This is a genomic window from Endozoicomonas arenosclerae (genome assembly GCF_001562015.1).
Lineage (GTDB): Bacteria > Pseudomonadota > Gammaproteobacteria > Pseudomonadales > Endozoicomonadaceae > Endozoicomonas_A > Endozoicomonas_A arenosclerae.
This window is the reverse complement of record NZ_LASA01000112.1, coordinates 31,375-53,413: the sequence shown is the minus strand read 5'-3', so window position 1 is coordinate 53,413 and position 22,039 is coordinate 31,375. Positions and strand designations below refer to the sequence as shown.

Genomic DNA, 22,039 nt, shown 5'->3' with positions numbered 1-22,039 from the left:
ACCGAAAAAGCATGTCTATTTTTCAGCTCAGAGGCGCTTTACTCTATGGCTTTTTCCGCTTGGGAATTTCCGTCTGTTCCGGTTTACGGGCTTTGCTGGAGAACAACTGATCCAGTGTGACTTCAGGATTATCAAAGGAACCCTTGATCCGGTAACGAATGCTGGCCAACTGATCCACCTGCTTGCCCACCAGCATATCAGCCAGATAAATCAGACCTGCCACCTGGGGAGCTGTGCCTAATAATACACTGAGTATCGGCAAGTTAGACGACACAGGCAATGTTACCACCAGACTCATATCCATATTTTCGGTGACGGTATCGACATGTCCGTCCAGCTTGAAGTCTGATGAGGGTCCGGTAATCTCCAGTGGCCTATCGAAAGTGATGATCCCTTCATCGAAGCGCACAACACCTTCCAGACGGTCAAAGCTGATGCCTTTCTTATACAGATCCGAAAAGTCGAGACGTAAACGACGAGTCAGCGCTTCCATATTCAGAATACCGAACAGTTTGAGCGCTCCGGCCCCCCCTTCAAGCTTCTGCAATGTACCACTTTCCAGTTTCAGGCGAGTGGTACCTGTCAGAGTACTGAGATTGATTCCCAGAGGAGACCCCTCCCAGGCCAACTGCCCCTGAATGGTGGTTTTCTTTGCTGAAACAAAAGGTGAAATCCCCATGGCTTCCTGTACAGCCTGAATACCCGAGCCTGTCAGGCGCTCGTTGTAGGACGTGCGATGCTGACCATTGACGTAGGTCCAGTCCAGATCACCGGAAAGCTCCATCTTTTGCAAATTAACTTTCAGGTTCTCAATTCGCTTGCCATTGGGCAGTGGACGAAGACCAAAGGAGACAGAGCCCAGATCCCTGTCACCCAGCTTCAGTGATTCAATAGAAATATCAGCATTCGGAAGTTCCGCAGGTCGAATGTGCTCCAGCACATCAGAACGCTCTTTCTTAACTTCTTCACTCACCTGTTTTCCGGAAAAGTGCAGTTTTTTCAGATTCAACTGATAGGGTTGCTGGTTATCCGGTATAAGTAGACTGCCTGCTATCTTGTCACTGTTAAGACTCAGAAGGGTACCTGCTGGCTGTTCTGAGCCCCCTGCTTCGTGAGCCAGATTAAATGCCAGGTTATTCAGTGTTTCCCCTTCAAAGTGAAGCTGGCCAATGTTCAGCTGTTGAACTTCAATCTGCCGAATCAGAGACTTTTCACTTTCGTCACCCGGTTGCCCCTCAAACTGCTGCTTCCAGGGCATCAGGTCCAGCTCAGGAATTGTGCCCGACAAGACAATTTTGTCAGGGGACATCGTGGGCAATGTGCCATCTTTACCCAGCATGACCACTGCGGACTCGTATTTAAAATTCTGGCCAAACTGAATTCGGGCCTGCCCGGTATCACCCAGGCGAATATCCAGTTCATCCCGATCGCTGAACAGATTGAAGCGCAACTCAAAAGGTATCGTCTCATCCGCAGCCACTTTCAATGGGGCTGGCAGCTCTACTTCCATCCCATCGAGATTACTGGTTACTTTCAGCTGAACATCGGCAGGCTTTTCACCCAGGATCAACTCGCCTTTGTAACGACTCGAGCCTTCCAGAAAGCTCAACACATCCAGTTGCAGCCACTGCTGAATAGCATCAGACGAAGCGGTGCCATCCCAGTTAAAATAAACCCGTGGCTGCTTTTTATCGCTCATATCGGTGTAGATGCTGGCAACCACGGAGTCACCCAGAAAATGGCCTTTCACTTTTTCAGCCGACAATCCGTTCTCTGTGCTGAAATTCAGGTCTCCCTGTATGCCATCAATCTGAATGCCAGCCGATTCAATGCCAAAAAAGGCATCTGAGGTTTCAATACTGACATCCACCGAAGTATCCAGAGCATGCTCCAGAGGAATGGCTAGACGAATACTGCCGTCCAGATCACCACGCAAGGTCCACTTCTTCGCTTCACCTTTCAGTTCCTGATCGATGGGCGTTTCAGTCAACAGTTTTTCAAGATCCTGACCTGTAGCAGAGACTTGACCAAAGATTTTCAGATCCAGATCACGGTCCAGCGGTAAACGGGCCTGAACATTACTGAGCTCAGCATCCAATGATCGAGCAGAATCGATGTCCACCTTGATATTGTCGTTGTCCACCCATACCTTGCCACTGGCATCGTAGACTTCCGGCCAATCGGGGTGATAATCCAGACGGGCTTTATCAACATCAAAATACAGCCCCCACTTCACATGCTCAGAATCTTTGTTTTCAAGGGAACCATCATAGTAGAAACGCCCCTCATTCACTTTGGCGCCCTTGATACTGGTATCCAGCCACTCCACCAGCTCTTCTGATAAAGTGGGTAACTTGCTGGGCAGATATTTTGACGCATAGCCGGCATCGCCATGGGTCATACCCACATTCAGGTCCATGACGATCGGCTGATCTCCCCCCAGAGGGATATCCAGTCTTAACTGGCCACTGAGATCACCTTCCGGTGCTTTAATAGTGATATCGTTACTGCTGAGCTGATAGAGATTTTCCTTGTCCAGTACATCCCAACTGAGTCTGGCTTTGGCACTGTCAAATTGCCAGACATCCCGAAACAACTTGGTCAGCCCCAGACTGAATTGCTCGGTATCAAGATCAAAATGCCCACTGAGCATCCCCATCTCCAAACGACCATTGACGTTAGATGCCGAAGGCGCGCCTTCCCATGCATCCACAGAAACGTTTTTCAGATTTGCAGTAAGGTCCAGCTGCTCCCGTAATGGCTTTTCAGGATAATAAGTGGCAGAAATGTCATTTAACCCGCCTGCTGGATTCAGGATCGTGAACAGTTCATCCGCCAGCTCTGGCATGAGTTGGGTGCTAACCAGAAACGATTTCAGTGCTGCCAGGTCAATGGCATCTACAGCACCCGTGTAGGTTGACTCTTTATCCTTGGTACCAGTGAGTCTGGCATGGGTACTGAAAGTATTTTCTCCGGACACCAGTTGAAGATTTTGCAGCCCTAACTTCCAGTCAGTACTCCCTACCAATTGATCACTGCTCAGTGTTAGCCCAGTAGAGAATGAAGCCTCCGGCAACACTTGCTGATCTTTTTGATAAACAATGGACGGTAGAGCTAAATCTCCCTGTAACTGCCAGAGACCATCCTTAAATTCCCACTCAGTATCGAGATTAAGCGGAGCCGATTGCAAATGCCCCTTACAATCTGGCAACAGAGCACACCAGGGCGCAAGATCCAGTGATTCAGCTGTAATCACCCCGGACCAGGCCATACTGTTTCTGTCTATACCGCTACCCAGCGCCTTGAATTCCATAGCCCCCTGTTGAGTCACAACACGGGATTGAAGATGCTTGAGAGAAGATTCTTCAACGATGGAGAAATAGCGGGTATCCAGAATCAGCGGCTCACTGCCAAAAGGCTGCATGGTGAACGAAAAGTTGGTGACATCAATATATTCCTGCAACTGCAATAACTGCAGAGTCTTTTTCAGATCGAAGCTCTTACCATCGTCACGAATGTATTGAATACCCCTGAGGGACCAGACTCCATCGCTGTCGCTTTCAACAGCCAGAGTAACGCCGTCGGCTTCCAGATAGGAAAAGACAGGCGCCCAGTTCATCAGACTTTGTTTTAGATCCAGCTCCAGATCGAGCCGGTGGATTGCAAAACCGGGAGCTTCAGAGGTATTGCCCTGAAGTGTCAGTCCCTTGATATTAAGTGTGGGTCGACCACCGGACCAGTTAGCATCTAATTGGTCAACAGCAAAGGCGGTATCGAGTTTGTCATTAAGATAATCAACCAGATGGTCGTGAAACAAAGGCAGGGATCCGATAAAGACACGGACCCCTGCCACTAACAATACAATAAGAAGAAGCACCGCCATGGTCAGGCGGAAACTCCATAAAGCGGTAGACTTGAGAGAAGCTACCAGCCTTGAATCTGACCTCATGAAATACCAGGCCACCCGTTTTTCATTGACGCTTTCCTTAGTGTGAACACCGGTTTACACCAGCACCACATCAAATTGCTCCTGGCTGTACATTGGCTCAACCTGGAAACGAATCGGTTTTTGAATAAACTCTTCAAGATCTGCGACGTTACTGGACTCTTCATCCAGCAAGCGATCCACTACCGGTTCGGAAGCCAGCACAGTGTAGCTTTGGCTGTCGTAGGCCCGAACGGCTCGAAGAATTTCTCTGAATATTTCGTAGCAAACGGTTTCCGCTGTTTTCAGTGTGCCACGACCATCGCAGGTTGGACAGGATTCACAGAGAACATTTTCCAGTGACTCCCGGGTCCTTTTGCGGGTCATTTCCACCAGCCCCAGTTCGCTGACACCGGTAATATTGGTTTTGGCGTGATCCTTTTCCAGAGCCTTCTCATAGGTTCTGAGCACCTGCCGCTGGTGTTCGGTATCTTCCATATCAATAAAGTCGATAATGATGATCCCGCCCAGGTTTCTCAGCCTGAGCTGACGGGCAATGGCCACAGACGCTTCAAGATTGGTCTTGAAAATGGTTTCTTCCAGATTGCGATGACCCACAAAAGCACCGGTGTTGACATCAATCGTGGTCATGGCCTCAGTCTGGTCAATAATCAGATAGCCACCTGACTTCAACTGAACCTTGCGGCTGAGTGCCTTGTTAATCTCATCTTCAACCCCGAACAAATCAAAAATAGGACGCTCGCCCGGATAGTATTCCACCCGGCCATCCACCTGGGGCACCAGCTTCTTAACAAACTTGGAAACCTTATTGAAAGTCTCTTTGGAATCAATACGGATTTTCTCAATATCCGGATCGACCAGGTCTCGCATGGTTCTCAGATGCAAAGGCAGATCTTCATAAATAGTGGAAGGAGCGCTACTTTCCTTAACAGTTTCTTCAATGGTCTGCCATAACCGGCGCAGGAACAGGATGTCCGCTTTTACTTCGGCTTCTGTGATCCCTTCAGCCGCAGTTCTGAGAATAAAGCCGCCCTTCTCATCTTCGCCATCGTCCTTCATGCCTTCTTCGACCAGCTTTCTAAGACGCTCACGCTCTTCTGCATCTTCAATGCGCAGTGAAATACCCACATGATTGTTATGGGGCATCAGAACCAGATAGCGGGCCGGGATGGAGATATGGGTCGTAAGACGGGCACCTTTGGTCCCCAGGGGATCTTTCGTGACCTGGACGACCAGCGATTGTCCTTCATGCACCAGTTCGACAATGGGTCGTTCTGACTGATCGTCGCTGTCCTTTTCATTGCGGGGAGCAATTTCACTGGCATGGATGAAAGCGGCCCTTTCCAGACCGATATCAACAAAGGCAGCCTGCATTCCGGGCAAAACCCGAACCACTTTGCCTTTATAGATGTTTCCAACTATTCCTCGACTGCAGGCTCTCTCAATATAGATTTCCTGAAGTACCCCATTCTCTACCAGCGCCACACGCGATTCCATTGGCGTGATATTCATCAGAATCTCTTCACTCATTCCCTTCCCCTTCAGCTGGTCAGGTCATCAGGAACTGAATTTTCTACTTATCCATTTCCCGGCCTGCCAGAAAAACAAAAATACAAACTAAATACCTGAAAACGTTTTGCCCGGCAGCACAAGGAACTACCAGACAAGGAAGTGACTGTTTGACAGACTCCCGAGATTCTTTCATTGATCAGCTAATGCCAATCAGGAATGCCAAGGGCTAATACCCAGATTTTGAAGCAAATCCGCAGTGTCTTTCAAAGGTAACCCAACGACTCCGGAGTAACTGCCGGTCATATTCTCTACCAGCAAAGCACCTTTGCCCTGAATGCCATAAGCACCGGCTTTATCCATGGGCTCACCGGTTGCGACATACGCTTGTGCCACTGCCCGGTCAAAAGAAGTCATTTGTACAATTGTTTTGGATACCTTCACCGACAGGTCATTTCCATCCGTGACGGCTACTGCTGTGATTACCTCATGGCTATTCCCACTTAATGACAACAGCATATCACAGGCTTGTTGCTCATTTCGGGGTTTACCGAGTATTTTCATTCTCAGAATGACCGAGGTATCCGCTGCCAGCACAGGCATGGGAGGCCGTTGATCAACACTGAGCTGCTCCCAGCCCGCCAATGCTTTTTCTTTTGCCATTCGGATGACATAAGCCTCGGGCGCCTCATCGGGAAGAGGCGTTTCATCGATTTCAGAATGAATCTGCTGAAAGTCAATGCCGATCTGCTGAAGGAGCTCCTTTCTGCGCGGTGACTGGGATGCCAGATAAATCATGATAAAAACAACTCCTTCAACTGGTCGTCTCGAACTCACAATCCGAGCCCACCGATAAGAAAACGCAGAAAGTTACAGCCTGTATTCACCCTGTCGAAAACATTAGTACATGAAGTCGCACCGGATCTGGCTGCTCTAAAACAAAATTGTACCGGTGCCGGTATTAAAGCAAAAGCCTCAGACTGTGCAGATTCTCACAGACTGGAGAAGGACAGGATAATCAGGGAAGATTATGAAAAACCTAAGAATTTTGGCCGCAAGCGTTTTTTCATCACCGAAAAGCATCACTAAACGTTTTGTTCACCTGGCTCTGACCCTGACAACCAGCGTCTTGATCGCCCTGCCAGCAAAGGCTGAGATCATTCCCGGCGGCCAGTTCCGCGTGATTACCTACAATGTTGCCGGTCTGCCGAGCTGGATCAACAATCTCGATACAGATCGTTTCGAACCCATGGGTGAAAAGCTGAGCGAATTTGACATTGTTCTCGTTCAGGAAGACTTCTGGTATCACGACCTGTTGGCTGCCAACATGGACTTTCCCTATAAGAGTACACCCAAGGTCAACAGCTGGGGTGAGTGGCTATGGCTTTACCTGGTGAATGATGGTTTGAACCGTTTTTCTCGCTTCCCCATGACCGAGGTTAAACGCCATCCCTGGGACAGATGCCATGACTATAACGTCTCAGGTGGAAATGGCAGCGACTGCTGCGCGTAAAGGCTTTTCTTTCGCCTCCCATACTCTGACCGCAGAAAACGGTGAGGAAGTCAGGCTGGATATCTACAACCTTCACATGGAATCCGCTCATACAGACGAAGGCAATTTGATTCGCACTGTCCAGGTAGAGATTCTGATTGAAGAGATGCAAAAGTTGTCCGGAAACAACGCCGTCATTCTGGTAGGAGACTTCAACTTCAGTAAAGGCAAAATGCCAGAGCTCTATCAAAAGCTGATAGAGGAAACAGGATTAACAGATTCCTTCACACCTCTGAGAAAAACAGAAAAGTGGACTGTGGACCGTATTTTCTTTCGCAGCAGCCAGCAATTGAAACTGACACCGGTAAAAGCACAGTCCCTGCGCTTTAATGACGGCGAAAGGACACTCTCGGATCACTCACCCAAAATGGTGCAGTTCAACTGGCGGCTGGAACAATAGTTATCAAGTCACCCTGAAACTGCGTCTGAGATACCTCAGCAAGGCTGACACCCAAGGCCAGAAAGCTGCACTGGTGATAGCCGGTGCCAAATACCAGAGCGTGGGAGGCGTTCTTCCCAGAGCACTGCGAATCCAAAGGTTCAGCATCTGATAAAAGCCAACGATGACAAAGGCCATAAAGGCCTGCTGCCACCATGGAAACATTCTTAAACGCCGATGCAACCCGAGAACAATCACAGCTACCAGCAACAATCCCATAGAGTTCTGGCCAAAGGGTGTCCCCAGCAGAACGTCCATCAGCAAGCCGGTAAAGAAAGCAAAAAACAATCCAAACCGTTCCGGCAGCGCCATAATCCAGTAAAGCACCACCATGGCGACCCAGGCAGGTCTGGCAATAGAAACCCATGCCGGCAAGGGCACAATGCTCAGCAGGAATGCCCCCAGAAGCGTTGCCCAGACAACCCAGTGGGCGTTGGCCTTCTGAATACTCATGAGCCCCCCTCCCGGGCTGACTCTTGCGCTTTCAAGCCCGCATCATCTAACTCTTCATCATTACGGAAGACCAACAGAACAAATCGGGTTCGGTTGACTTCAGCCATCAGCTGAACCTCAATTTTGGCAAAAGCGTCACCGGGGGTGTGGACTATCTTTCTCACTTTCCCTAGCGGGTAACCCACCGGAAAGATCTGCCCCAGCCCAGAACTGGTCAATAAATCACCTTCCCTGATATCTACCGTATCGGGAATATGCATCAACTCCATGGAATCCTTGGCACCTGTACCCACAGCAATGGCACGATAACCACTGCGATTCACCTGAACAGGCACGCGGCTGGCGGGGTCAGTCACCAGCATAACCCGGCTGCTGACAGGGTTGGCTTCAATCACCTGCCCCATAACACCATGGGCATCCACGATGGCTTGCCCTCTAAAGACGCCATCAGTGGTCCCTTTATTAATGGTAACAATGTGAGCGTAGGGATCAGGATCAATACCAATAATCTCGGCCACCAGAACTTGCTCATCCACCAGCTCTGATGAGTTCAACAATTCCTTGAGACGGAGATTTTGAGCGGTGAGGGATGCCAGCTTCTGGACTTTCTGCTCGAGAATGAGGTTACGGGCTTTAAGGCGCGTATTTTCTTCTAACAATTCACTTCGGGAAGTCACCAGTTCGTCTGCAGTGCTAAAAGCCCTGGAAGGTAAATCAGAAATCCATTGCAAAGGGGTCACCACCATGGTTAACCAGGAGCGGGCAACGGAAAGGTAGTTGTAACGATGGTCAACAAACAGCAAGGCAATACAAATAATCAGCAAAAAAACAAAGCGTGTTGCCAAAGACTGTTGCTGGCTAAATATCGGTTTAATGGCTGGCTCCTGTGATTTGCACGGAGAACTCAATCTTTTAGTTTTGAAAAATACTCAGCATGAATTTTTGCCGAAATAAAGCAATGAAAAAAATATTCATGCAACACATAACTGACCACTATTAAAACACACTCAGCCTAATGCGAAAGAGACAATTTCAGTCACTCAAGGTGAAATACCCGATTCAGAACGCACAAAAGGCCAAACGGAAATCCGCTTGACCTGTTGTAAACTGGAACGGTTTAATTTCCAGTGGGCTGTCAGTCAGTGGACAGTAAATCCATGCGATGCTTGTCCATCATCTCCAGTGCACGACCACCGCCGCGGGCGACACAGGTCAGAGGATCTTCTGCTACCAGCACAGGCAGACCGGTTTCTTCACTGATCAGCTTGTCCAGATCACGCAGCAGGGCACCACCGCCAGTCAGCACCAGACCACGCTCGGCGATATCGGACGCCAGCTCTGGTGGAGACTGTTCCAGGGCACTTTTAACGGCCTGCACAATAGCACTCAGAGACTCCTGCAGAGCATCGAGGATTTCACCACTGTTCAGGGTAAAGCTGCGTGGAATACCTTCCGCCAGATTACGGCCACGGACATCAATTTCCATCAACTCATCACTTGGATAGGCAATGGCAATTTCCTGCTTGATGCGTTCAGCAGTGGAGTCACCAATCAGGCTGCCGTAATTGCGACGCACATAGGTCACAATGGCATCATCAAAGCGGTCACCACCCACTCTGACTGATTCAGAGTAAACGACACCGCTCAGAGAGATAATGGCAATCTCGGTGGTACCACCACCAATATCCACCACCATGGAACCACTGGCCTCTTCAACCGGCAGTCCGGCACCAATAGCAGCCGCCATAGGCTCTTCAATCAGATAAACTTCACGGGCACCTGCACCCAGAACCGATTCACGAATGGCTCTGCGCTCAACCTTGGTGGATTTGCAGGGCACACAAACCAGAACCCTGGGGCTTGGCTGAATGAAGCTGTTCTCATGCACCTTATTAATAAAATGCTGAAGCATCCGTTCGCAGACATCAAAGTCTGCAATCACACCATCTTTCATGGGACGAATGGCAGTAATATTTCCCGGGGTTCTTCCCAGCATGCGCTTGGCGTCAGCACCGACCGCCACAACGCTTTTCTGAGTACCCAGATTTCGAATGGCCACAACTGATGGCTCATTCAGGACTATTCCCTTTTCACGGACATAGACCAGTGTATTCGCCGTTCCCAAGTCGATCGACAGATCACTTGAAAACAGACCCCGTAACCTTTTCAGCATTTTCTGTATTACCTTGATTCAAGGCTTTCTGTAAATGTCGCAGACTCTAACAATGCACAGTACTCAGAGCAAGCGGCAATTCCGCAAACAACAATGGTCCGACCGGGGCAAAACAGGGTAAAAATGGGGGTTGCCTCACGGACCATTTCGCAAAGACCATAGATTAACCTAATGCAGATAGCCTTTGTTCTCAATGGCCGTAATTCATAATTTCGAAATAAACTGAAAAATTTTGAACCCTCATTTCATTTTTTTCGAATGATTTTATCCAGTCCTTTCCCGGCAAAAAATTACATGTTGTTCACAGTTCATAAACAAAAGCCCAAAACTCATTGCCGAAAATCAGCAATGAGTTCGTCTCTTTTTAGTATGAAAATGCCGCTCAATCAGGTTCCGTAACCACTAACAAGATTCGGATGAGCGACATTTCCGGCTCATGGCTGTTTAAAATATTAAGAGCCCACAGCGATCGTTTCTTCGTCCTGATATTTTTCAATCACAACCGGAATGGATTTTGATGTGGGTGTATCACTGAATTCGCCTACGCTCTCAAGGGGCACCAGAGGGTTGGTTTCAGGATAATAAGCCGCGACATTGCCCCGGGGAATGTCATACTCCACCAGAGTAAAGTCATCCACCTGTCTCTCCACCTGATCCGGCCAGAGTGAGCGGATGCAAATTCGATCCTGATGAACCATACCCAGATCACGAATGTCCTCTGCACACATCATCAGAACCCTTCTCTGGCCATAAACCCCCCGGTAACGATCGTCCATGCCATAAATCGTGGTGTTGTACTGATCGTGGGAGCGCAGGGTCTGCAGGACAAATATGGGTTTATCCGTCAGCTCTGTGACAGAAGCAGGAATAATGGATTCAGGCAGCGGCTTAGCAAAAATAACAGCCTTTCCTTCTGAAGTATTCCAGTTCAAATCCCGAGCTGAATTCCCCAGATAAAATCCGCCGGGTTGTTTTATCTGCTCATTAAAACCCGTAAAGCCAGGTATTACTTTCTCAATCAGGTCTCTTATACGTCCATAGTCCTTTACCAGCTCCAGCCATTCCACGGGATGGCTGCCCAGGGTTGCCTGAGCCATACCTGCTACTATTTCTGGCTCAGACTTCAATAGATCAGAGGCAGGCTCCAGAACACCACCCGAGGCATGAACCATGCTGAATGAATCTTCTACCGTAATGGATTGACTGCCCGCAGTCTGGAGATCCATTTCCGTCCGCCCCAGACAGGGAAGAATCAGAGATTCTTTACCGGTAATCAGATGACTGCGGTTTAACTTGGTAGCAATGTTCACGGTAAGCTGGCACTGAGCCAAAGCCTTTTCGGTTAATTGTGTATCCGGAGTGGCAGCAGCAAAGTTCCCGCCCAACCCGATGAATACCTTGCTCTTTCCTTCCAGCATCGCCCTGATTGACTGCACAGTATTGTGGCCATGCTCCCGGGGACACGCCATATCAAACACCTGATCCATCTTTTCAAGGAAGGCTTCATCAGGCTTTTCATTGATGCCCATGGTGCGATCGCCCTGGACATTACTGTGCCCACGAACCGGACAGGCACCGGCACCCGGCTTGCCCATATTGCCCCGTAGCAACAGCAGATTGGTTATTTCAAAAATAGTGTCCACAGAGTGACGATGCTGGGTAATCCCCATAGCCCAGGTACAAATCGCCTTTTCCGATTTTTGATAAATCGCAGCCGCTTCTTCCAGCTGCGTACGACACAGACCAGACTGCTCTTCAATAAAGTCCCAGGAGGTATTTTCTACCTGTTCCAGATAAAGCTCCAGACCCTGGGTATGAGTACTAAGAAACTCATCATTAAAGATGGGTTTCCGACCTTCCTGTCTGGCCAGCTTATCTTCTGCCAGCATGGCTTTGACCATCCCTCTGACCGCTGCCATATCTCCGCCCATTTTGGGGGTCAGATACATGCCGGATATCTCAGTAGAACCATCGGTAATCATCTCTACTGCATTCTGGGGGTTGGTAAATCGTTCCAGCCCACGTTCTTTCAGTGGGTTGAAGCTGACGATTTTCGCACCTCTGCGGGAAGCCTTGTAAAGAACGTCCAGCATTCTTGGATGATTGGTGCCAGGGTTCTGACCAAAAATAAATATGGCATCCGCTTTTTCAAAGTCATGGATACTGACGGTTCCCTTACCCACACCAATCGATTTACTCAGCGCCACACCACTGGCTTCGTGACACATATTGGAACAGTCAGGAAAGTTATTGGTGCCGAAGCTGCGGACAAACAGCTGATATAAAAAAGCGGCTTCATTACTGGCACGACCGGAAGTATAAAATTCGGCCTGATCAGGATGCTCAAGTCCGTTGAGCGTGTCAGCAATCAGGTTAAAAGCTTCCTGCCAGCTGACATCTTCATAACGGTCACTCTCCTGGTTGTAACGCATGGGATGGGTCAGGCGCCCCTGATATTCGAGAAAATAGTCACTCTGCTCCCTGAGCCAGCTGACACTGTGACGGGAGAAAAAGTCCGGCCCGACTTTTCTGGAAGTCGCTTCCCAGTTGACGGCTTTGGCGCCGTTTTCACAAAAACGGAACTTTTTGTCTTCACCGTCTTCACCCCAGGCGCAACCAGGGCAGTCAAAACCATTGTCCTGATTGGTCTTGAGCAAGGTACGGATATTCTTGACGGCATTTTCACTTTTCAGCAGATGCTTACCGGTGCTGGCCAGAGCTCCCCAGCCACCTGCGGCTCGGGTGTACGGCTTAAGCTTTTTAGCACTCTGGTCGTTCCTGTCAGTCATTTTACTCCTCCCTGGCCTAACCGAGAATAGTGCTCAAGGGCTCCCTATTCTCGGCAGGCTCCTTACTGTAAAGGCGGGCTTCACCCTGCCTCGAAATATGAATGAGATTCAGACGATGCTGCCTGGCTGTAGTCACAGAAAGAGATGACGGTGCAGCCAGTGTGACCAGTGTTGCCAGACGACATCGAATGGCTTTTCTGACCAGCTCAATACTGCAACGGCTGGTCATGACAATAGTGCGACAAGACAGGTCTGCTGATTCTTTTATAGCTGCGCCCAGCAATTTATCCAGCGCATTGTGACGGCCAATATCTTCACGACAGAGACTGATTTCACCCGAAGCATTTAACAGGGCTGCAGCGTGCAACGCCCCGGAGCCCTCACCTAAAGGTTGCCAGTCCCGAATTCTCTGACGAATGTCCTGAAAATGTTCTGCAGGAGGCAGTTCAGCGCCAGGCAAAAGCTCCAAAGGCGTCAGGGTTGACTCCAGTGATTCATGACCACAGAGACCACAACCACTCCGACCCTGAAGGCTTCTGCGCTGCGTTTTCAGTTTTTGAAAATCCCTCTGGGCAATTTCCATCTCCATCACAAAGCCCAGATCGGTGCGGGTTTGGTTGATGGAATAGATATGTTCCGGGTAGCTCACCAGCCCCTCACTGAGAGAGAAACCCAGGGCAAAGTCTTCAAGGTCATTCTCTGAAGCCACCATTACGGCATGGCTGATTCCGTTGTAGCTCAGCGAAACCGCTACTTCGCCAGGAAGAGGGCTGGACAGCTGACCTGAATAGTCTTTGTAAAAAAGTGTCATTATTTTGGGCTTATGGTTGGTACAGAAGCAGCCTTGTCAGAGGACAATTAAAGTGTCAGTGCTTTGCATATAAAGGCCTTGATCCTCCTGCAATTTCCGCATTTTATCGGAGAAGGTTTTCCTATCAAAGTAATTATTGAACAGACTTGTTCCATTCTCTAAAACTACCTGTAAAGACGTCACAAGCGTCTAAAAAATTCCCATTATTTTTCAAAACATCCAAAACGTTGATTCTGAGTTCAACCCCATGGGTTAAAATAAAATGGTGAGAGCAAAATAATCAGGGAAGATCATGCTGCCTCAAACCAATTCAGGTCTCTATTCCAAAGTTCGCAACTGGGAACAGCAGTTACACACTCTCAGCACCAAAGTGAAAAGCGAAGCCCTGCCTGCCGTCAGCAATGGCCGGGTGGTGACCAAGCCCCCTCCCTCAGGATGGACTTTTAAAGGCTGGTTAAATGGCCCGGACAACGATGCCGAGATTCAAGAGCTGAAAGCAGACGCCAACCAGTTGATCCATGCAGCCCATGAACTCAATAATAAACTCGCCCTGAATGAACGAAGTGTCCTGCCCGCTCCCTCTGACAAGCTGAATGGTCTGACCATAAAACAGCTGCAAAGCAAGCTTCACAGTCTGCTCACCACCCAGTCCTGCCAGCTGGTAAGAGGTTATGACTACCTGGAACAGCTTTTTGAGGAAACCACCCACCAAATCAGCAACCCGGAAGAATCCCTCAGATTCTGCAGCGATGAGCTGCAAACCTGCTATTCCCGATTTCTGGCCTGCGCACCGGATGATACATCGCCCGAGTTATCCTGCATGAAGTTTAGTGCTGCCATTAATAGCTGGCTGGTTGAAAAGAGCAGAGCGTTAAGAAGCGACCCCCATGCAACTCCGGAGCGCTTTGAAGCCCACCGCCTCCTTCAGGAACGTTGTGGCAACTTTATGCTCGAAATCTATGAACTCTCACAAGGTGCATTCAAACAGGTAACCAGACAGCCATCACCTCCGCCATCTCCTGATCTGTCAAACCACCTGACCACCGAAACTGCAAGAGGAGAGTTATCTCTTGCCATAAGAACCAGCCAGGATGCCATCACGACTATGACCATTCCTGATGACTTTCCTGACGCCAGGGAGATGTTCTTAACCGATCTGAAAGCTTTTGAAACACAGTTTGAACAGGAACTCACAGCTTTTCCTGAGGGCCAGATCAGCTACAAGTGGCTGAAAGGTCAGAAGCAAAGGCTGGAGAAAATGCGCGAGACCATGTATTACGCAGTTCGTTCTCCAGACCGCCCTCCTATCGAGCACCCAGGCAGAATCGGCCTCGTTAATCACCACATTGACTGTGAGCCTAACTCTCACGTACAGGCCTTTGCCCATTTGAACGCCTACGATTACTTTTTGTATCGGGTTATTTCCGTCACTCCGGATCCTGGTGCTGTAGAACCGATACTGGATGAGTCCGAACTTGAAGAGCAACAGGCGGAACTGGAGGCTCTGCAAAGGGCAAGGGAAAAGGCCAGAGAGAAACAGAGGAATCAGAGGCCTCCTGCCTGGAATACCCCTCGCACTGTCAGGGAGCAGATGGAGATTCAGGAAAAACGCCTGCAGGAGGAGCTGGATGACCTGAACCAGCGCTATTCCAACCTTTCCTATGAAATTCGCACCCTGAAAAAAGCCGGAAGAGAAAGACATCAGGCTCAGGTTCTGGCATGGAATAACCAAAACTTTCATCGAAAAAATGATCTGAAGAATCAGGAAGAACAACTCTGGTGGCGCAAGGTTTTCGAAGAATTAAGGAATCCACCCAAAGGCCAGAGAGCCTTGACTCTGCACCGCCCCGGTGAAGGAGACGTATTTCGGGCAGAGCCGTTTCATGACGACCTGGTACCAGACCCTTATAAGCTGAGATTTGTTGAGTTGCACCCGAATCGACCCGAAACCATCAACGCATTCCATCAACCTGATGCCAAAACCTTTCTGTGGGGCGGGAGTGGGCACTGGCGATGTCTGGTTAAAAACAAACAAGGCGGGATCGACCTGCTGAACGACTCAACGGTCACCAGAAATTATTTCTCATCCGTGGATAAGATGATCGCCCACTTCAATAGCATGGAAACATACGCTCGCAGGCAAGTCACACTGGTTACTGAGTCAACATGAGGCCCGACTCCATCAACACCGGATGAAGAGGGAGAGAACACCTCCCTCAATTCCTTACCCGATGCTAACAAACCTTTACCTCCCCGAGTCATGCAAAGCAGAAGAACTCACGTATAGTAAGTCACGTGATAAGTAGAACCTGAACGGGAGGCCGTTATGGATTTTAAAGGGTTGTTGAATCAAGTTCTGAGCTCAGGTTCTTCCCTGGCCAGTGACGGTAAAAGCAAGCTGGAGAAAGGACTGAACATCCCCTCCTCTGGCAGTGAGCGCAGTGCCATGCTCTCGGGGATGGGCAAAGGCGCTCTGGCTGGCGGAGCACTGTCTCTGTTACTGGGCTCTAAAAAGGGTCGCAAACTGGCAGGAACTGCTGCAGGTGCAGGCGGTGCTGCGGCACTGGGAGCACTGGCACTGAAAACCTACAAAGACTGGAAAAGTAATCAGTCTGATGCATCCGGGCAAAGCCATGATGAGATGAAATTGCTGCCGGAAAATGAAGAACGACAGAGTCTGGTTATTCTGCAGGCCATGATTGCTGCAGCAAAAGCCGACGGCCATGTTGATGATGAAGAGAAAGCCCGAATTCAGGAAGTGGTCAAGTCTCTGGGCGCTACAGCAGAAGTGAATCAGTTTGTTCAGCAGGAACTGGAAAAACCGCTGGATCCTGCAGAAGTGGCCCGTGAAGTCTACAGCCCTGAAGAAGCCGCAGAAGTCTACCTTGCCTCTTTGCTGGTTGTGGATGAACAGAACTTTATGGAAAAAGCTTATCTGCAAGAATTGGCCAGACAGCTTGAACTGGAATCCGGCCTGGTTGAAAAGCTGGAAGCTCAGGTTCAAAACGCATAGCCTCTGAACAAAGAGTCATGAAACTCTCTTCCCCTTCATGACTCTTTCGTCCTTTCACTTACAAACGCATAAAGCTCAAACCTTTTTTGGTGCAAAGGTTCAGGAAACATTGAACTTGCCATCAGCGTCTACCACTCATCCGAAAACCCTCTGCCAAAAACATAATCTTCTATAATTCCCCCTCACATTTGCTAATGCGTATTTACCTTTATAAACACCGCATAGCATCTGTGAATACTGTTGCCGTTTTTTAATGGACCTTAATAAAGGTAGAAAAGATCAACGAAGAATAATTCAAACATCGAATAGATCTGGAATTAGACGACGCAAGCTGAGCGGCAAACATCACGACAACAGAATCTGAAAAGACCTAAAAAATAGGCCGATCTTACTTTACGCAGGCTTTACCAGATGCACTTTAAGACACCGTTTATAAAATGTTCTTTATTGACTCTCAGCTTAACTTTCTTTGCACCCTATGCTTTTTCTCAACTGCACGTCCTAGTCAGAAGCACTGAAGGCACCCCCTTTCAGCAGAGGGCTGAGATTTTACTGATCTTACTTTCTGAGGGAGAGGTCGATCACTCCTATCTGGACCAGGAAAACATCACGGTCCTTGCCCAAGCTTCTGGTTGTTCATTAGCCCAGCAGTATTTACCCGCAATGCCTGATGAGCAAAAAGTATTAGACCGTGACTGGATCCACTGGACCTACCTGTCTCTTCCTACATCAAAACAACCGAATGCAAAGCCCGTGGAAGTTCCCTCAGTCCCCTGTGTCCATAAAAGAGAATTTCCAAAAATAACCACAGAGATTATCCTGCAAAATCTGCCAGACATTGACGGACACCCTCTTCAGCCACAAAACTTGAACGTTAAAGAGGTAATCAGGGCACTTGAGCGGGCAGAAGTCTCTGGAGAACTCAATCCACTTCCTAAAGCACAGAACCGGAATACTTACTCTTTTTTAGAATGGATAGTTTTCTCTCCCAAGGAAGCAGGTCGGTTAAAATTTTGGAAGAAAAAGCAAAAAGAAAATACACCTCCTGTTGATTTCAATCCCTTAACTACGAGCGGCGAGTTCATCATCGACAGATCCCTCCTTGCTCCTGAAAAGAAAATTGAAGAAGAGGAAGAGCCCGAGAAAGAAGAAAGCGGCAGCGATGGAGAGAATGACCCTCCAGAAGATGATGACAGCGAAGATGACTCAGACAAGGAGCCTGATCGCCCTGAAAGGCCAGAGGCAGTGGAAGCTGAGCCAGAACCCCCCATTTCGCGACTAAGACTTCTGGGACAATGGCTGCTTAATACTGTGCTCCCCAACCTTGCTCGTGGAGCTGCAAATATCTATCTTCCGGGCTCACTCTGGTATCTGCCTTCTACCTATACCCCAAAGGCTCTGGTAATCACCCTCGAAGTGGGAAGAATTTATCTATACACCACAAGTGGTATTCAGTTTTTCTTCAACGATGATGACAAGCCTTCCACCAAGCTGGATAAAAAGCTGACTCCTTATTTGGGTCGCTATCTGGTAAAAGTCCCGGCTGGAACAGCTCTTCTCTATCTGGATGGACTTAAATTCACTAGATTCCTAGGCCAAAAAGCCAGTCAATATACAGGTATTGAACTGGTTGACTTCTGGAAGGATGCAGAAGAAAAATATCGTAAATCCGCCGAAGAGCGGCAGGAGATCATAAAAGCATTTGAAGCCAAACCTTTACTGGCAAGACTGGATCAGCTTACTCACATTAAAAAGTTCCAAATGGGGCTTTGCTTCGACATGCATGAATACTTCATGATCTATGGCTACCCGTCCACAGGTTACGAGGGTAATTTATGTGTTGAGCCTCAATATGGCCCACGCCCCAAGCTTCCTGGTTGGGACTACATGGCCAAAGTCTTTCACCCGGATAATATTGAGCGGCATATTCCCGACTACTTTGGCAGGGTTACCACGCCCTATGACCGGATTACTTACCAGATCTACTTCAGCCCCCTACATTTCAGCTCCGATTTAAAACCTCTGAAAATATTGGGCCTGACTCACAAAAAGGCTCTGGTTCAGCTGACCAGCCCTTATGCACACACCGAAGCTACGGCCTATGCTTTGCTGCACAAAGAAATGGAGCTAGAGGACGAAAGTCCAAAACTTGCTCACCTGCGCATTCGCCTCGCTCAGGAGGCAGTAGCTCTTGCTTCAAATATTGAAAGTGGAGCTATTGCCTCTAATCTCAGTTCACTCGTCAGTGCACAATCGCTCTCCTATCACGAGACAGACTTACTACTTGCTCATATGGTCAGCATCAGCCGCTCTGAGTTGAATCACCTGATACAACGATTTGGTAGTAAGGATTTACAGCTCCAACTAAGACTGCTTAAGCGATACCAGTCTTTCCGTTTCAGATTTGTTAACAAATACCCTGAATGGTTCACAAAAGTGGATGCCACTATTCCCAGCCATATCCAGCCTCGTGCCCTAAAAGAAGAAGCATTCGTAAGGGATATAGTCAGTACACAGGAAGATGAGTTCAGGAAAAAACTGAACGACTCACGAAGTGAAGTGAAAAAGGAATTCAGAATAAAACTGGAAACAGCACTCGCAGAAGCGGAGAAAGCCTTCAAAGAAAGTCTGAAAAAAGCGATGACCGATGTCGACCCGGCACACAAGGAGGATCTGGAAAAATCAATGAAAAAGACGGAAGAACAGTTCAGAGAGAAGTTAAGAAAGGCCTCAGCAAAAGCTGAATCCAGTAGATTATTCTCTACACAAGAGTCAGCAGAAACAAGTCACATCGAGGCCAACTTCTGGATCATAGAAGAAGAAATCAGCAAATCGAACTTCCTGGTAGCGCGAGCCTTACTTGACTACCTCGAAGAAAGAGCAGAAAAAGAACTGGCACGCCTGATTGAATCATATGATAACAGCTCCATGCACTATGCCTTGAGAAGACTGAACTACTTCAGTGGCTTCAGGGGCTTTGTCATGGGATCAAAAAGTGCTGGTGAACTGGATCATCCACCTGAAAAGTTAAAAAAAGAAGCCCTGGCCATTTCAGAAGCCGCTCTGGCTGACAGTCTCAGATTCGCTGACCCGGAAGTAGTGAACAATTCAACCACCTCAGTAAACGCAACGGCTTCAGCTACATCAACGGTGGAGAAGACTACAGCAACTACTGTTACACCTTCAGTTGTTGAGACTTCAACCCACTCAACCAGTGTACAACCGACAGTTACCGCTAGTCCTATACCCAAAAAGCAGCCAGAACCTTCTTCATTGAAAAACGTTCTGGTAGATGAAGTAACATCCCACTCTGATGACTTGTCAGCGTTTGATCTGGATGAGGTTTGGTGAGGTTCCTGAAAAATAGAGAAGCCAATAAACCGGAGTACGCCAGGTTTACAAGAATAATTCCTGGCTACACCTTGAGATTCACCTTCATAGCCCATACATTTAGCCTTTATTCCCCATACTCAACTTTCCCGCTGCTTCTAAAAGCAAGCGAAAGCTGGATATAACCGCTTTTTAAAGCCCGAATTCGGAGATCGCCATGGCCATTGATGCTTCTGAAATTCAGAAGGTTGCCCATTTGGCACGCCTGTCCATAGATGACAGTCAGGTAGAAAACACTGCCAATACCATCAGCCGTATTCTTGAGCTGGTTGATCAGATGCAGACGGTTAATACCGACAATGTGGAACCCATGGCTCACCCACTGGATGCCACCCAGCGTCTGCGTGAAGACGTGGTCTCTGAAGAGAATAATCGCGAGCAGCTGCAGAGCTGTGCACCGGCTGTTGAAGACGGACTGTTCCTGGTTCCCAAAGTCATTGAGTAAACCAGCCGGATACTGAACAGCGCTTCAACCCTTTATTCTGTTTAAAAGCGATTACCCTGAATCATGTACGATAAATCACTCTCAGAACAAAGCCGTGCCCTGGCCGACGGCGAACTGTCCAGCGTTGAGCTGACCCAGCTCTACCTTGACCGAATCAAGCAGCTGGATGGTAACTACAACAGTTACATCACAGTGACTGAAGAACTGGCCCTGGATCAGGCCAAGGCTGCCGACGAGCGTCGTGCAGCAGGTGATGCCTCTGCCCTGACCGGCATTCCCCTGGCTCACAAGGACCTTTTCTGCACCGAAGGTGTAAAAACCACCTGCGGTTCCAAAATTCTGGACAACTTTGTAGCTCCTTACGAGTCCACTGTGACCCGTAACTTCAAGGAAGCCGGTTCCGTCATGCTGGGTAAAACCAACATGGACGAATTCGCCATGGGTTCTTCCAACGAAAACAGCTACTACGGTTCTGTGAAAAACCCCTGGGATACCCAGGCTATTCCTGGCGGCTCTTCCGGTGGTTCTGCAGCCTGTGTAGCAGCTCGTCTTGCTGCTGGAGCAACAGGTACTGATACCGGTGGCTCTATTCGTCAGCCTGCTTCTCACTGTGGTATCACAGGCCTGAAGCCGACTTACGGCCGTGTATCCCGCTACGGCATGATTGCCTACGCATCCAGCCTGGATCAGGCCGGTCCGATGACCCAGACTGCAGAAGATGCAGCCCTGATGCTGAATGTTATGGCGGGCTTTGACCATCGTGACTCCACCTGCCTGGATCGCGAAGTTCCGGATTACACCGCTAACCTGAACGACTCTCTGGAAGGTAAGACTATTGGTCTGCCTAAAGAGTATTTCTCTACCGGTCTCGACTCTGAAGTTGAACAACGTGTTCGTGACGCTGTTGCTGAATACGAAAAGTTGGGCGCAAAAGTTAAGGAAGTCAGCCTGCCTAATCTGGAGCTGTCTATTCCTTCTTACTATGTCATTGCTCCTGCAGAGGCTTCTTCCAACCTGTCTCGTTTCGACGGTGCTCGCTTCGGTCACCGCTGCGAAAACCCAGAAGACCTGATGGACATGTACAAGCGCAGCCGCAGTGAAGGTTTTGGCGAAGAAGTTAAACGTCGTATCTTGGTAGGCACCTATGCCCTGTCTGCTGGCTACTACGATGCCTACTACAAGAAAGCACAGAAGATCCGTCGTCTGATCCGTGATGACTTTATGAACGCTTTCGAACAATGCGACATTATCATGGGACCGAATGCACCAACGCCTGCTTTCAACATTGGCGAGAAGAGCGACGATCCGGTAGCCATGTACCTGTCCGATATCTACACCCTGTCTGTTAACCTGGCGGGCCTGCCTGGTATGTCTATACCTGCTGGCATTGTGAATGGTCGCCCTGTTGGCCTGCAGATGATCGGTCGTCACTTTGATGAGTCTTTACTGCTGAATGCGGCTCACCGCTTCCAGCAAGCTACCGACTTTCACCTGAACACTCCGACTACAGCCTGAGGTA

General features: G+C 48.8%; 15 protein-coding genes. 7 read left to right on the top strand and 8 right to left on the bottom strand.

Annotated features, from left to right (window positions below; all coding sequences use genetic code 11):
- Positions 1 to 43: 43 nt before the first annotated feature.
- From WG89_RS17725 to WG89_RS17715, 3 genes are all read right to left on the bottom strand, one after another.
- On the bottom strand, positions 44 to 3,949 hold the full coding sequence (locus WG89_RS17725; protein WP_062268463.1) for a YhdP family protein: 3,906 nt from the start codon (positions 3,947 to 3,949) through the stop codon (positions 44 to 46).
- Positions 3,950 to 4,003: 54 nt separating this feature from the next.
- Entirely contained in the window at positions 4,004 to 5,476 is a 1,473-nt protein-coding gene (gene rng / locus WG89_RS17720) for a ribonuclease G (protein ID WP_062268462.1), read from the bottom strand.
- Between the two features lie 192 nt (positions 5,477 to 5,668).
- Entirely contained in the window at positions 5,669 to 6,253 is a 585-nt protein-coding gene (locus WG89_RS17715) for a Maf family protein (RefSeq protein WP_062268461.1), read from the bottom strand.
- Positions 6,254 to 6,485: 232 nt separating this feature from the next.
- On the opposite strand from WG89_RS17715, the gene WG89_RS17710 reads away from it, so the two are divergent.
- Together WG89_RS17710 and WG89_RS17705 are read left to right on the top strand one after the other, a co-directional pair.
- Positions 6,486 to 6,968 carry an exonuclease/endonuclease/phosphatase family protein gene (locus tag WG89_RS17710; RefSeq protein ID WP_062268460.1) on the top strand — a complete coding sequence of 161 codons (483 nt, stop codon included), beginning with the start codon at positions 6,486 to 6,488 and terminating at the stop codon, positions 6,966 to 6,968.
- The gene (locus WG89_RS17705; protein ID WP_153301660.1) at positions 6,922 to 7,407 is read left to right on the top strand and encodes an exonuclease/endonuclease/phosphatase family protein; all 486 of its coding nucleotides are present in this window, start codon (positions 6,922 to 6,924) and stop codon (positions 7,405 to 7,407) included. Before WG89_RS17710 ends, WG89_RS17705 begins: the two co-directional genes overlap by 47 nt.
- 3 nt (positions 7,408 to 7,410) lie before the next feature.
- Here WG89_RS17705 and mreD read toward each other — a convergent pair whose 3' ends face one another.
- The 5 genes from mreD to fdhD form a co-directional block, all read right to left on the bottom strand.
- Positions 7,411 to 7,899 carry a rod shape-determining protein MreD gene (gene mreD / locus WG89_RS17700; RefSeq protein WP_062268458.1) on the bottom strand — a complete coding sequence of 163 codons (489 nt, stop codon included), beginning with the start codon at positions 7,897 to 7,899 and terminating at the stop codon, positions 7,411 to 7,413.
- A complete protein-coding gene (gene mreC / locus WG89_RS17695) occupies positions 7,896 to 8,807 on the bottom strand; it encodes a rod shape-determining protein MreC (protein WP_079253898.1) in 912 nt (303 codons plus the stop codon). The genes mreD and mreC overlap by 4 nt, the downstream gene beginning before the upstream one ends.
- Positions 8,808 to 9,034: 227 nt before the next feature.
- Entirely contained in the window at positions 9,035 to 10,072 is a 1,038-nt protein-coding gene (locus tag WG89_RS17690) for a rod shape-determining protein (protein ID WP_034832180.1), read from the bottom strand.
- Positions 10,073 to 10,524: 452 nt separating this feature from the next.
- Entirely contained in the window at positions 10,525 to 12,861 is a 2,337-nt protein-coding gene (locus WG89_RS17685) for an FdhF/YdeP family oxidoreductase (RefSeq protein ID WP_062268456.1), read from the bottom strand.
- 16 nt (positions 12,862 to 12,877) lie between these two features.
- On the bottom strand, positions 12,878 to 13,672 hold the full coding sequence (fdhD, locus tag WG89_RS17680) for a formate dehydrogenase accessory sulfurtransferase FdhD (protein WP_062268455.1): 795 nt from the start codon (positions 13,670 to 13,672) through the stop codon (positions 12,878 to 12,880).
- Positions 13,673 to 13,964: 292 nt separating this feature from the next.
- Here fdhD and WG89_RS17675 point away from each other — a divergent pair, with 292 nt between their 5' ends.
- The 5 genes from WG89_RS17675 (at position 13,965) to gatA (ending at position 22,035) form a co-directional block, all read left to right on the top strand.
- Entirely contained in the window at positions 13,965 to 15,842 is a 1,878-nt protein-coding gene (locus WG89_RS17675; protein WP_062268454.1) for a hypothetical protein, read from the top strand.
- A 156-nt stretch (positions 15,843 to 15,998) separates the two neighbouring features.
- Positions 15,999 to 16,685: a tellurite resistance TerB family protein gene (locus WG89_RS17670; protein ID WP_062268453.1), complete on the top strand. Its 687-nt coding sequence runs from the start codon at positions 15,999 to 16,001 to the stop codon at positions 16,683 to 16,685.
- Between the two features lie 663 nt (positions 16,686 to 17,348).
- Positions 17,349 to 20,036 carry a hypothetical protein gene (locus WG89_RS17665; protein ID WP_153301659.1) on the top strand — a complete coding sequence of 896 codons (2,688 nt, stop codon included), beginning with the start codon at positions 17,349 to 17,351 and terminating at the stop codon, positions 20,034 to 20,036.
- Positions 20,037 to 20,232: 196 nt separating this feature from the next.
- On the top strand, positions 20,233 to 20,520 hold the full coding sequence (gatC, locus tag WG89_RS17660) for an Asp-tRNA(Asn)/Glu-tRNA(Gln) amidotransferase subunit GatC (RefSeq protein WP_062268451.1): 288 nt from the start codon (positions 20,233 to 20,235) through the stop codon (positions 20,518 to 20,520).
- Between the two features lie 63 nt (positions 20,521 to 20,583).
- On the top strand, positions 20,584 to 22,035 hold the full coding sequence (gene gatA, locus WG89_RS17655) for an Asp-tRNA(Asn)/Glu-tRNA(Gln) amidotransferase subunit GatA (RefSeq protein ID WP_062268450.1): 1,452 nt from the start codon (positions 20,584 to 20,586) through the stop codon (positions 22,033 to 22,035).
- The last annotated feature ends 4 nt before the right edge of the window (positions 22,036 to 22,039 follow it).